We start from the raw sequence: 12555 nt of genomic DNA, 5'->3' as shown, positions 1-12555 counted from the left end.
GGCGAGGGGCACGCATGACTGACACCGGCCAGGTCCCGGGCGAGGGACTGCCGGAGAACGCAGTCGGGGAAGCGGTTCCGCAGCCGCCCGCCGATCTGCCCGGCAGTGCCGCTCACCAACCGACCGCTCCCCACTGGGGAACGGACGCGCTGAGCGGCGACGGCGCTCCCGCGTACACCTTCCTCGACCAGTCGGAGCCTTCCGGCCCGGCGGTCGACGACGACGAGGACCTGCTCCTGATGCCCAGTCTGCAGGGCTCCTGGAGCGATCCCCAGCCCGTTCCGCCGCAGCCCGAGGTCGTCGTGCCTCCCCTCAACGGAGAGGGGCACGCGTCCCACGAGTCCGCGGGACGCGACTCCGGATCCCTCGACTACGGGACGGTCCGGCTGCCGCAGGCCGAGCAGCCGCTGCCCGAGGGTGCGGTCCCCGCCGCCGTCCAGGAACCGGAGCCCGTGGCCCAGCAGGCCACGGAGCAGGTTCCGGAGCCGGCGGCCGAGCCGTTCGCCGCCGAGCAGCCGGCCGCCCAGCCGACGCCGCCCCGGCGGCCGTTGCACATGGGTCCGCCGATGCCGGACCCGGCTTCCAGCGGTGTCTCCGTCCGCTCGCTGGCCGACCGCGGACCGGCTACGGCCCAGGGCCAGACGCCCGCCCCGCTGCGCGCGACCGGCGGCCCGGCCACCGCGGGACCCGAGTACCTCGACGTCCCGCACAGCGACTCCGCAGCCATCCCCGCGCAGCAGACCGGCGAGGCTCCCGAGCCCGCCGCCGTCGGGCAGCCGGGCTCGCCCGTCCAGGGCAGCGCATGGCCGTCGGCGGCGCCCGCCGTCCCCGTGGCGCAGCAGCAGGACCTCCCGCCCGTGGTCCTCGCGGCGGTACCCGCGCCCGAGCCGGTCCAGCCGCAGCCGCAGGCCGCGGTGGAGCAGTCGGTCGCGGCCCAGCCGTCCGTCCAGGCCGAGCACCCCGCCGCGGTCCAGCCGCAGGCCGTGGCACCGGTCGTCCCCGCCCAGGGAGTGCCGGCAACGCCGCACGCGGGCACGCCCGTCCCGGACGCCGTGGCCGCACCGATCGCCGTCGCGCCGGCAGCGCAGGCCGAACCGGTCGCGCCCGTCGCACCCGTGGAAGCAGTGGCACCCGTGGCTCCCGTCGCACCGGAGCCGGTGCAGCCGTCCGTGAACGTGCAGGTGCCGCCGGTCGTCGTCGCCGCGCAGCCGCCGGTGCAGGTCACCGAGGTCCCTGCCGAAACGATCACTCCTCCGGCGGCTCCCGCCCAGCACCCGGCGGAGCCCTACGTCCTGCCCGACGCGCTGCCCGAGCCCATCGGCGTACCGGCAGCGGCGGCCCCGGCGCCGTCCGCACCGCAGGACGCTCCGGTGCCGGACGCTCCCGCCCCGGACCTGACCGCCGCCGTCCTGGCGCCGGTTCCGGCCGAGCAGCCGCCCGTGCCCGGTACGCCGGTCCCGGCCGAACTCCCCGGTGAGCCGGACGAGTCCGCCGCCCCGCCCGCCGAGGCACCCGTACCGGTCGTGCGGCAGCCCGCCGCCGACGGGTACGAACCCGCCGTCCGTGACGCGGTCCACCGCGTGATCCGCGAACGCCGGGACATCCGCAACGGCTTCCGCGACGACCCCATCCCGCACGAGGTGCTGCTGCGCGTCCTGGAGGCGGCCCACACCGCCCCCAGCGTCGGCCACTCGCAGCCCTGGGACTTCGTGGTCATCCGCTCCGCCAAGACCCGCGAGCGTATGCACGAGCTGGCAAACGAGCAACGCGACGCGTACGCCAAGTCGCTGCCGAAGGCCCGCGCCAAGCAGTTCCGGGAGCTGAAGATCGAGGCGATCCTCGACACCCCGGTCAACATCGTCGTCACCGCCGACCCCACCCGTGGCGGCCGGCACACGCTCGGCCGGCACACCCAGCCGCAGATGGCCCCGTACTCCTCCGCCCTCGCGGTCGAGAACCTGTGGCTCGCCGCCCGCGCCGAAGGGCTCGGGGTCGGCTGGGTCAGCTTCTTCGACGAGCGCCAGATGGTCCGTGAGCTGGGGCTGCCCGAGCACCTCGAAGTCGTCGCCTACCTCTGTATCGGCTACGTCGACGAGTTCCCGGAAGAGCCCGAGCTGATGCAGGCCGGCTGGTCCCAGCGCCGCCCGCTGTCCTGGGTGGTCCACGACGAGGAGTACGGCAACCGCGCCCTGCCCGGCGAGGAGCCGCACGACCTGCTGGAGGAGACGCTCCGCGGCATCCGCCCGCTGGACGCCAAGGCGCTCGGCGAGGCCTGGGAGCGGCAGAAGCGGATGACCAAGCCGGCCGGCGCGCTCGGCATGCTGGAGATCATCTCCGCGCAGCTCAGCGGCCTGTCCCGGCAGTGCCCGCCGCCGATCCCGGAGCCCGCGGCCGTCGCGATCTTCGCCGGTGACCACGGGGTGCACGCCCAGGGCGTCACGTCCTGGCCGCAGGAGGTGACCGCCCAGATGGTCGCCAACTTCCTCGGCGGCGGCGCGGTCTGCAACGCGTTCGCCAACCAGGTCGGCGCCGAAGTCTGCGTCATCGACGTCGGCGTCGCGTCGGAACTCCCCAGCACCCCCGGGCTGCTGCCCCGCAAGGTCCGGTACGGCACCGCGGACTTCACCGCCGGTCCCGCCATGACCCGCGACGAGGTGCTGCGCGCCATCGAGGTCGGCATCGAGACCGCCCGCGACCTGGTCGCGGCCGGCAACAAGGCGCTGCTCACCGGCGAGATGGGCATCGCCAACACCACCACCTCCGCCGCGCTCATCTCGGTCTACACCGGCCAGGACCCGGCCGAGGTGACCGGTCGCGGCACCGGCATCAACGACGAGATGCACGCCCGCAAGATCGACGTCGTCCGCCGTGCGCTGGACCTGCACCGCCCGGACCCGGCCGACCCGATCGGCGTACTCGAGGCGATCGGCGGCCTGGAGCACGCCGCCATGGTCGGCCTGCTGCTCGGCGCCGCGGCGCTGCGCACACCGGTGATCCTGGACGGCGTCAGCGCCGGCGCCGCCGCGCTGGTCGCCCGCGCCATCGCCCCCGAGGTGCTGGCCGCCTGCATCGCCGGCCACCGCAGCGCCGAGCCGGGCCATGTCGCGGCCCTCACCAAGCTGGGCCTGCGACCGCTGATCGACCTCGACCTGCGACTCGGCGAGGGCACCGGCGCACTGCTGGCGCTGCCGCTGGTGCAGAGCGCTGCGCGCGTCATGCACGAGGTCGCGACGTTCGACTCCGCGGGAGTCACCGAGAAGGGCTGACGCCCACGACGTCAGCAGCGAACGCCGGGCGCGCCGGGTGCCGCCGCCCGGCGTCGCCGCGCGCAGGTGTGATCTTGCGCGCTGCGGCCCGGGCGCATCCGACCGTAGGGTTGGCAGCAGGGGCCCGGCCCCGCGCGCACCACAGCCGCTCCAAGGGAGCAGCGGCAGCAACTTCGCCACAAGGAGCCGTACAGCCATGGCCGACGACCGCAACGACGCTCCCGCCTATCCCGTCGGGTTGCGGCTGTCCGGACGGCGGGTGGTCGTGCTCGGCGGCGGTACCGTCGCGCAGCGCAGGCTGCCGGCGCTCGTGTCGGCGGGCGCCGACATCGTGCTCGTCTCGCCGACGGCGACCCCGTCCGTCGAGGCGATGGCCGACGCGGGCGAGCTGCGCTGGGAACGCCGTCCGTACCAGGAGGGCGACCTCGCGGACGCCTGGTACGCGCTGATCGCCACCACCGACACGACTGCGAACGCCGCCGCGTCCGCGGAGGCCGAGGCCCGCCGCGTCTGGTGCGTGCGCAGCGACGACGCCGAGGCCGCCACCGCGTGGACCCCCGCCACCGGACGCAGCGAAGGGGTGACCGTCGCCGTCCTCACCGGGCGCGACCCGCGCCGCTCCGCGGCCGTCCGCGACGCGGTCGTCGAAGGGCTGCGGGACGGCACGCTGGTCGCTCCCCGGCACCGCGAGCGGACCCCCGGCGTGGCGCTCGTCGGCGGCGGCCCCGGCGACCCGGACCTGATCACGGTGCGCGGCCGGCGGCTGCTCGCCGAGGCCGACGTGGTCATCGCCGACCGGCTCGGCCCCCGCGACCTGCTGGACGAACTCCCGCCGCACGTCGAGGTGATCGACGCCGCGAAGATCCCCTACGGCCGGTTCATGGCCCAGGAGGCGATCAACAACGCGCTCATCGAGCACGCCAGGGCCGGCAAGGCCGTGGTCCGGCTCAAGGGCGGCGACCCGTTCGTCTTCGGGCGCGGCATGGAGGAGGCCGAGGCGCTCGCCGAGGCGGGCATCGCCTGCACCGTCGTGCCCGGCATCTCCAGCTCCATCAGCGTGCCCGGCGCCGCCGGCATCCCGGTCACCCACCGGGGCGTCGCGCACGAGTTCACGGTCGTCAGCGGCCATGTCGCCCCCGAGGACCCGCGTTCCCTCGTGGACTGGCCGGCGCTCGCGAAGCTGCGCGGCACGCTCGTGCTGCTCATGGCCGTCGAACGGATCGGTGCCATCGCCGCCGCGCTCGTCCAGCACGGCCGTTCCGCCGACACCCCGGTCGCCGTCATCCAGGAGGGCACCATGGCCGCGCAGCGGCGTGTGGACGGCACCCTGGCGACCGTCGCCCAGGTCGTCGCCGACGCGGAGATCCGGCCGCCGGCCGTCATCGTCATCGGCGACGTCGTCACCGTCGGCCGCGCCGTCCAGGGGTAGGCAGCACCCGGCGGGTACCGGCCAGGTAGCCACCCCGGCGTTGGCATGTGCCGCGGGACAGGGCAGTATCAGCCTGTGGCTGAGCTCATCACGATCGACGACCCGGACGACCCGCGCCTTCACGACTACGTGGCCCTGACCGACGTCGAGCTGCGGCGTCGCCGCGAGCCCGCCGAAGGGCTGTTCATCGCGGAGGGCGAGAAGGTGATCCGGCGCGCCCGGCACGCCGGGTACCGCATGCGGTCCATGCTCCTGTCGGCCAAGTGGGTCGACGTCATGCGCGACGTCATCGACGAGGTGCCGGCGCCGGTGTACGCGGTGAGCCCGGAGCTCGCCGAGCAGGTCACCGGCTACCACGTGCACCGCGGCGCGCTCGCCTCCATGGGCCGCAAGCCGCTGCCGGAGGCGGACGACCTGCTGGGGACCGCGCGCCGCATCGTCGTCATGGAATCCGTCAACGACCACACCAACATCGGCGCCATCTTCCGCAGCGCCGCGGCGCTCGGCATGGACGCCGTGCTGCTCTCCCCGGACTGCGCCGACCCGCTCTACCGACGCTCCGTCAAGGTCTCGATGGGCGCGGTCTTCTCGGTGCCCTACGCCCGCCTCGACAGCTGGCCCCGCGACCTGGAGACGGTGCGCGCGGCCGGCTTCAAGCTGCTCGCCCTCACCCCGGCCGACAAGGCCACCGACATCGACGAGGCCGCCCCGCACCGGCTGGAACGGGTCGCCCTGCTCCTCGGCGCGGAGGGCGACGGTCTGTCCACCCAGGCCCTCGTCGCCGCCGACGAATGGGTCCGCATCCCGATGGCCCACGGCGTCGACTCCCTGAACGTCGGCGCCGCGGCGGCCGTCGCCTTCTACGCGGTGGCGTCCGGCCGCCCCCAGGACTGAGAAGCGCCCGTCCGACCCAAGGGGACGTGGCGGGGTGCCGCCGCAGGCGACGAGAATCCACCACCGTCACTGTGCGGACGGCCCGCGGGTTCGAGCGCCGAGGAGGTGCCCCGCCACGTCCCCGACCCACCCGCGACGGTGCCGCCGTCGCCGGGCAGCAGGCGCGATGACACCTCCACCCGCGAGCCGGGGCGCCCATCAGCCGGAGGCGCCCGGCCGTCCCACCGACTGACGGCCGGTCACCACCCGGGACTCAGGCCGGGAGACCCACCAACTCGGCGAGAGCCGCCCGGTGGCGGCCCGGCGTGCCCAGGGCGATCTCGTCGGCCTTGGCGCGCTTGAGGTAGAGGTGGGCGGGGTGCTCCCACGTCATGCCGATACCGCCGTGCAGCTGGACGCACTCCTCCGCCGCGTGCACGGCGGTCGTGGCGCAGTGCGCCTGGGCGACGGCCACCGCGACGGCCGCGTCAGGACTGCCGGACGCCAGCGCGTCGGCGGCGTTGCGCGCGGCGGCGCGGGCCGAGACGACCTCCAGCCAGAGGTCCGCCAGCCGGTGCTTGAGGGACTGGAAGGATCCGACGGGACGGCCGAACTGATGCCGCTCGCCCAGGTAGCGCACGGTCTCGTCGAGGCACCACTGGGCGATGCCCAACTGCTCGGAGGCGAGCAGACCGGCCCCGGCGAGCAACGCGGCGCGCAGCGCATCGGCGGCCGAGTCGGGACCGACGAGCAGCCGGGCGGCGACCGCGTCCAGGGTGAGGTCGGCGATCGGCCGCGTCAGGTCGAGCGAGACCGGCACGTCGATGGAGACCCCGGGGGCGTCGGCGGCGATCTCGTAGAGGCCCGGCCCGTCGGGGCCGACCGCCGGCACGACGAGCACGTCCGCGGCCGACGCGTCGGCGACGCCGGTGATCCGGCCGCTCAGCGTGCCGTCGGCCGCAACACGAACACTCCCCGGGAACGCGGCGCCGGGCGCCGTGGGCAGCGGTACGGCCAGCGCCGCGGTGGCCTCGCCGGAGGCGAGCCGCTTCAGCAGCGGACCCGCCGCCGCGGGTGCGGCCAGCAGCGCCGAGGTGGCGAGCACCGCGCTGCCGAGGAACGGCACCGGCGCGACCGCGCCGCCGAGTTCCTCCAGCACCACCGCGGCCTCACGGGCGGACGCCCCCTGGCCGCCGAGCTCTTCCGGTACGAGCAGCCCCGCGATGCCGATCTCCGCGGCCAGCGTGCGCCACAGGTCCAGGTCGTACGGGGTGCCGCTCTCGATCCGGGCCAGCACCGCGGTCGGCGGGCAGCGGTCCGCCAGCAGACCGCGAACGGCGGACCGCAGATCGTCCTCGACGTCGGAGTACAGCAGATCGGGGGTCGCGGGCTGCGACGACGGCTGGTTCATCGGGGAAGGTCCTTCCAGGCGGCGTCCTTGTCGGTGCGGGGCTCGGACGGCAGGCCGAGCACCCGCTCGGAGACGATGTTGCGCAGGATCTCGGAGGTGCCGCCCTCGATCGAGTTGCCCTTGGCGCGCAGATAGCGGTAGCCCGCGTCCCGGCCGAAGAAGTCGACGGTCTCCGGGCGGGTCATCGTCCAGTCGCCGTAGCGCAGTCCGTCCTCGCCGAGGAGTTCCACCTCCAGGCCGCTGATCTGCTGGTTGAGCCGGGCGAAGGCGAGCTTCAGCCCGGAGCCCTCGGGGCCGGGAGCACCGGCGGCGAGCTGCTGGCGGACCCGTTCCGCGGTGAGCCGGGAGACCTCGGAGTCCACCCACAGGCGCAGCAGCCGGTCGTGCAGGTCCGGGGTGCGCAGCTCGGGCCGTTCGCGCCAGGTGGCGGCGACCGTGCCGATCATCCCGCCCTCGCGCGGGATGGAGGCGCCGCCGATCGCGACCCGCTCGTTCATGAGGGTGGTCTGCGCGACCCGCCAGCCGTCGCCGACGGCCCCGAGCCGGTGCGCGTCCGGGATCCGGACGCCGGTCAGGAAGACCTCGTTGAACTCGGCCTCACCGGTGATCTGCCGCAGCGGGCGGACCTCGACACCGGGGTCGGTCATGTCGCAGACGAAGTACGTGATCCCGCGGTGCTTGGGCAGGTCGGGGTCGGTGCGGGCGATGAGGATGGCCCAGCGCGCGTTGTGCGCGTTGGACGTCCAGACCTTCTGGCCCGTCACCACCCAGTCGTCGCCGTCCCGTACCGCGCGGGTGCCGAGCGAGGCCAGGTCGGAGCCGGCGCCCGGCTCGCTGAAGAGCTGGCACCAGACCTCCTCACCGGTCCACAGCGGCCGCAGGAAGCGGGCCTTCTGCTCGTCGGTGCCGAAGGTCAGGACGGTCGGGGCGGCCATGCCCAGGCCGATGCCGATCCGGCGCGGATCGTTCTCGGGCGCTCCGGCCGCCGCCAGCTCGGCGTCCACGACCCCTTGCAGGGAGCGGCGGGCGCCGAGGCCGCCCAGGCCCTGGGGGTAGTGCACCCAGGCCAGGCCCGCGTCGAACCGGGCCCGCAGGAACGCGAGGCGGTCGGTGGAGGCGGGGTCATGCGCGGAGAGCAGCGCCCGCACACGGTGACGCAGGCCCTCCTCGTCGGGGGTGCCCGCCGGTTCGGTCGTCATACGCCACGTCCTTCCCGCTCATCCATCTCATCGCGACTAAGCAAGCGCTTGGTAACGTAGTCGATGTGAGGGTGCCGACGCCAGACCCCGCAGCAGCGCGGGTGGGCTTCGGGAGAGGGGTCAGCGCGGCCAGGCGCCCTGCGCGACCGCGATACAGGCCGCGGCCAGCAGCGTCACGATGACGAAGACGATGAGGCGCTGCCGCAGCAGCCGCCGGTCGGGCCCGCCGGGCCGGCGTCCCGCGGGCGTGCGGGGCGCTGGAGTGCGCGGTGCGGGAGTGCGCTGCCCCGGCGGCCGCGGGACCGGCGTACGGCCGGTGTGCCGCGCCGAGGACGCCGTACCGCCCGCCGTCCGCCGCTCGGTGTGCTGCTGGGCGTACTCCTCGGCCCGCCGCCCGGTGGGCCGCTCCGGGCGCGGGCCCGCCGTCTTCGGCACCGCCTCGCGCCGGGGCGCGCCGAGCCCGCGCGCCTCACGCGCCGCGATCTCGGCCAGCCGCTCGGACAGCTGAACGGTGCTGGGCCGGTCCCCGGGGTCCTTCGCGAGACACGCGTAGACCAGCGGAGCGAGCGCGTCCGGCACCCCGCTCAGATCCGGCTCCTCGTGCACGACCCGGTACAGCATCACCTCGGAACTGCCCTGCCCGAACGGCGAGTCGGCGGTCGCCGCGTACGCGAGGGTCGCGCCGAACGCGAAGACGTCGGTCGCCGGGGTGACGGCCGCGCCGCGCACCTGCTCGGGGGCGAGGAACCCGGGGGAGCCGACGGCCGTCCCCACATGCGTCAGGGTGCTCGCGCCGGTCGACCACGCGATCCCGAAGTCGATGATCCGCGGGCCCTTCGGCGACAGCAGGATGTTCGACGGCTTCAGATCGCGGTGGACCACGCCCGCCTCGTGCACCGCCACCAGGCCGTCGGCGAGCGCCGCGCCGATCGCGGCGACCTCGGACGCCTGCAGCGTCCCCTCCTCGGCGACCTTGTCGTGCAGCGAGGGGCCGGGCACGTACTGGGTGGCGAACCACGGCCGGTCCGCGTCCAGATCGGCCGCCACCAGCCGCGCCGTGCAGCCGCCGCGGATCCTGCGCGCGGCCGAGACCTCCCGCGCGAACCGCGAACGGAACTCCTGATCCTCCGCCAGTTCCGGCCGGATCACCTTCAATGCCACCCGCTGGCCGCGCTTGTCGGCACCCAGGTACACCACACCCATGCCGCCGGCGCCCAGCCGCCGGTGCAGCCTGAACGAGCCGACGACACGCGGATCCTCGCGCCGGAGCCGCATCATCGCCATGTTCTTCCCCGCTGCCTGGCCAGTTGGACGTCCACAGCTTACGGACTGAACTCCCGCTGCGCCGATAGGCCGCGCATGCGCCGGACGGGGGATTGTCAGTGCCGGGTGGGATCCTTAAGAGGTGGGAACGGACCGCTCCGAAGGGGTGGAACGGCCGGGCCCGCACCATCAACGGCCCGTCTGCCAAGGGGGAATGACGCCGTGAAAGGTGATCGCGTGGAGATAGTCGTGGATGCCGGGGACACCACCCGTACCTATGAGGTGGTGGCCACCAGGGCCGGCCGCCGGGTCGAGACCGCGGTGCGCCGCGGTGTGGTGGAAGTGAGTGAAGTCACCCGCAACGGCACCGTCGTCCGCACCGCCCGATTCATGTCCACCCGGGTGCTCGCCCTGGTGGAGCAGCCCATTCCGAGGGACGACACCGAAGCCTAGGCCGGGTCCAGCGCGACCGAAGGGCCCGGCGGGCGGTCATCCCCTGGGGGTAGCCCCCTCAGGGATCACCCTGGGACCGGGGGCCCGGTGTCCACCCAGGGGAGTACCCCGGGCGGGTCCGCGTCATCCTCCCGGAGGCCCGGAAAGCGGTACGACGGCATGACGACCAGGCCATGGCGCGCACCTAATCTTGAAATCAAGCGGCGGGCGTAGCACTCGTCCCCCGAGGTCAGACGCCCGCCGCTTGCCTGACCGACAACCAGACGTACCACCAGCGTGAACGACCGACACCTCAGGAGAGGGCCATGGCGAACACAGTGAGTCGTACGGTGCGCCCCGTGCGCGGCAGCAGGATCGCCGCCTTCGGTACCCGCCCGTCCGGCACGCGCCATCCGCTGGTCGCAGCGGCCATGGTGCTGCCACTCGCGGTGCTCCTCGCCCTGCTCTTCGGAGGCTTCGACGCGGTGGCCGCACAAGCGTCGTCCGTAGCCGGGCTGATGGGGCGCTGACACAGCGCCCCGTTGCATCGGCCCCATGCCCGGAAGAGCGGTCCGGGCTGGGGAACCGGTACGAAACCCCGTGGGGACGGGGGTGCGACGGACGGCCGTGATGCCCGGGTACCAGCGGTGGTACCTGGGCATCACGCACGTCAGGGCCCGCGAGGGTGCTTGACTGAACGTATGACAGTGGTGGGGGAGGAGCTGACGGCGGAGCTCGCCGCGCTCGCCGCGGGCATCTCCGGCATACCGGAGACCTCGGTGCTCGCCCACCGGCCCGACGGCACGGTGGTCCGCAGCGGCGCGCTCGTCGCCAAGGCCCACGCCGGTGACACCGACCGGGAGGCCCTCACGGTCCGCCTCGGGGTCGCCGCGCACCCGTTGCTGCGCGGCATCCTGCTCGCCCCGCTGCCACTGCCGGCGCCCAGGACAGGCTCGCTGCTGCACGGCCGCCCCGTCACCGCTTGGCCGCTGGGTGTACCGGTGGACCGCGAGGAGCCCGGCAGCGCCCCCTGGGAGGACGCCGCCGTCCTGCTCGCCCGGCTGCACGCCGTCCCCCCGCAGACGCTGCCGTACCCGCTGCCGCCCATGCGCGGCCCCGCCAAGGCGGCCCGCGCCGTCGCCCGGATGACCGCCGGCGCCCGGTCGCCCGCCGCGGACACCGTGCTGCGGGCCTGGGAGTGTCTGCCGGGCTGGGCCCGCGACGAGGCACCGCAGCCGCGTGCGGACACCCTCTGCCACGGTGATCTGCACCTCGGCCAGCTCGTCCGGCATCCCGCCCCCGGCGGTCCGTGGCAGCTCATCGACGTCGACGACCTGGGGATCGGCGATCCCGCCTGGGACCTGGCCCGCCCCGCCATGTGGTTCGCGACCGGACTGCTCGACCCGGACGCCTGGACGCGCTTCCTGGGCGCCTACCGGGACGCGGGCGGCCGGGCGGTGCCCCCCGACGGCGACCCCTGGCCGTATCTGGACGTGCCGGCCCGCGCGTTGACCGTCCAGTCGGCCGCGCTGGCCGTGGTGCGGGCCGCCCGCGAGAACCGACCGCTCGACGAAGTCGAGCAGGACCTCACCGCTGCCTGCGCCCGGATCACCCACGTATCGTGAACCCAGCTCCGCCGGACGGGCGTTCCGGTGGCGAATCACCGCAATTGAGGAGTTGAGCCGGAGATGCACTGTCCCAAGTGCCAGGGCCCGATGCACACGTTCAATCGCAACGGCGTCCAGATCGAGCAATGCGGCAACTGCCGGGGGATCTTCCTGGACTACGGCGAGCTGGAGGCACTCACCCGTGTCGAAGGCCAGTGGAACCAGCCGGCCGCGCCGCCGCAGCAGGCCTACCCGGCCCAGCAGGCCTACCCGGCACCGCAGGCATACCCCGCGGGTCCCGCCTGGGGCGCCCCGCAGCACGGCGGCCACGGCGGTCACCACGGCGGCCACCACCAGAAGCACCGCAGCTTCGGGCACATGCTCTTCTCGTCCTGATCCCAGGACGGATGCCGGGGACGCCCGGCGAGCGGCAGCGGGAACGACCGAGGGCCGGAGCGATGATCGCTCCGGCCCTCGGTCATGACGTGTGCGCGATACTGGGATTGAACCAGTGACCTCTTCCGTGTCAGGGAAGCGCTCTCCCGCTGAGCTAATCGCGCGGGACCCACTACAACTGCTGCCATGCAAGTGGTGCTGTGCTGCGTGCGCGATACTGGGATTGAACCAGTGACCTCTTCCGTGTCAGGGAAGCGCTCTCCCGCTGAGCTAATCGCGCGGGACCCACTACAACTGCTGCGATACAAGTGGTGCTGTGCTGCGTGCGCGATACTGGGATTGAACCAGTGACCTCTTCCGTGTCAGGGAAGCGCTCTCCCGCTGAGCTAATCGCGCGTGAGGTGGAGACGGGATTTGAACCCGTGTAGACGGCTTTGCAGGCCGTTGCCTCGCCTCTCGGCCACTCCACCAACATCGCGGGGGACGGGAAATCCCCCACGCCGAGCGGACGACGAGATTCGAACTCGCGACCCTCACCTTGGCAAGGTGATGCTCTACCACTGAGCCACGTCCGCAGGTGTCGTAGCTCCGGGGCGCTTCCGCGTCCCGGCGACGTGTTGAACTCTAGCGGATTCCACGGCCAGCTCAAAAACCGGTTTCCGTAGCGTGCCGGGCTGCT

General features: G+C 73.9%; 10 protein-coding genes and 5 tRNA genes. 7 read left to right on the top strand and 8 right to left on the bottom strand.

All coding sequences use genetic code 11. The annotated features are described in order from the left end of the window. Positions 1–14: 14 nt before the first annotated feature. From cobT to C8250_RS11415, 3 genes are all read left to right on the top strand, one after another. Positions 15–3266, top strand: a complete 3252-nt coding sequence (cobT, locus tag C8250_RS11425; protein ID WP_138352671.1) for a nicotinate-nucleotide--dimethylbenzimidazole phosphoribosyltransferase — start codon at positions 15–17, stop codon at positions 3264–3266. Between the two features lie 196 nt (positions 3267–3462). Next, entirely contained in the window at positions 3463–4695 is a 1233-nt protein-coding gene (gene cobA / locus C8250_RS11420) for a uroporphyrinogen-III C-methyltransferase (protein WP_138352670.1), read from the top strand. Between the two features lie 75 nt (positions 4696–4770). Continuing rightward, positions 4771–5589 (top strand): RNA methyltransferase, encoded by an 819-nt coding sequence (locus C8250_RS11415; protein WP_138352669.1) that lies wholly within the window; start codon positions 4771–4773, stop codon positions 5587–5589. Positions 5590–5842: 253 nt separating this feature from the next. On the opposite strand, the gene C8250_RS11410 is transcribed toward C8250_RS11415, so the two are convergent. The 3 genes from C8250_RS11410 to C8250_RS11400 form a co-directional block, all read right to left on the bottom strand. After that, positions 5843–6979, bottom strand: coding sequence for an acyl-CoA dehydrogenase family protein (locus C8250_RS11410; protein ID WP_138352668.1), 1137 nt, complete (start codon positions 6977–6979; stop codon positions 5843–5845). After that, positions 6976–8178: an acyl-CoA dehydrogenase family protein gene (locus C8250_RS11405; RefSeq protein ID WP_138352667.1), complete on the bottom strand. Its 1203-nt coding sequence runs from the start codon at positions 8176–8178 to the stop codon at positions 6976–6978. The genes C8250_RS11410 and C8250_RS11405 overlap by 4 nt, the downstream gene beginning before the upstream one ends. Positions 8179–8298: 120 nt before the next feature. Beyond that, positions 8299–9462 carry a serine/threonine-protein kinase gene (locus tag C8250_RS11400; RefSeq protein ID WP_138352666.1) on the bottom strand — a complete coding sequence of 388 codons (1164 nt, stop codon included), beginning with the start codon at positions 9460–9462 and terminating at the stop codon, positions 8299–8301. 201 nt (positions 9463–9663) lie between these two features. Between C8250_RS11400 and C8250_RS11395 the strand changes: the two genes are divergently transcribed. The 4 genes from C8250_RS11395 to C8250_RS11380 all read left to right on the top strand — a co-directional run bounded on the left by C8250_RS11395 (position 9664) and on the right by C8250_RS11380 (position 11876). Continuing rightward, positions 9664–9894 carry a hypothetical protein gene (locus tag C8250_RS11395; RefSeq protein WP_138352665.1) on the top strand — a complete coding sequence of 77 codons (231 nt, stop codon included), beginning with the start codon at positions 9664–9666 and terminating at the stop codon, positions 9892–9894. A gap of 305 nt (positions 9895–10199) precedes the next feature. Then, complete coding sequence (locus tag C8250_RS11390; protein ID WP_138352664.1) at positions 10200–10403, top strand: hypothetical protein; 204 nt, start codon at positions 10200–10202, stop codon at positions 10401–10403. 171 nt (positions 10404–10574) lie between these two features. Continuing rightward, complete coding sequence (locus C8250_RS11385; RefSeq protein WP_138352663.1) at positions 10575–11498, top strand: aminoglycoside phosphotransferase family protein; 924 nt, start codon at positions 10575–10577, stop codon at positions 11496–11498. 63 nt (positions 11499–11561) lie between these two features. Beyond that, positions 11562–11876 (top strand): zf-TFIIB domain-containing protein, encoded by a 315-nt coding sequence (locus C8250_RS11380; RefSeq protein WP_138352662.1) that lies wholly within the window; start codon positions 11562–11564, stop codon positions 11874–11876. A 92-nt stretch (positions 11877–11968) separates the two neighbouring features. On the opposite strand, the gene C8250_RS11375 is transcribed toward C8250_RS11380, so the two are convergent. From C8250_RS11375 to C8250_RS11355, 5 genes are all read right to left on the bottom strand, one after another. Next, positions 11969–12040, bottom strand: a tRNA-Val gene (locus C8250_RS11375). A gap of 44 nt (positions 12041–12084) precedes the next feature. Next, positions 12085–12156: transfer RNA gene (locus tag C8250_RS11370), tRNA-Val, on the bottom strand. A 44-nt stretch (positions 12157–12200) separates the two neighbouring features. After that, positions 12201–12272 (bottom strand) — tRNA-Val (locus tag C8250_RS11365). A 3-nt stretch (positions 12273–12275) separates the two neighbouring features. Next, positions 12276–12346 (bottom strand) — tRNA-Cys (locus C8250_RS11360). 33 nt (positions 12347–12379) lie between these two features. Further along, positions 12380–12451: transfer RNA gene (locus C8250_RS11355), tRNA-Gly, on the bottom strand. Positions 12452–12555 lie beyond the last annotated feature (104 nt).

The sequence above is a fragment of the Streptomyces sp. So13.3 genome (assembly GCF_005860785.2).
GTDB lineage: Bacteria > Actinomycetota > Actinomycetes > Streptomycetales > Streptomycetaceae > Actinacidiphila > Actinacidiphila fildesensis.
Note: the sequence above shows the minus strand (reverse complement) of the source record. Positions and strands in the feature narration are given on the sequence as shown.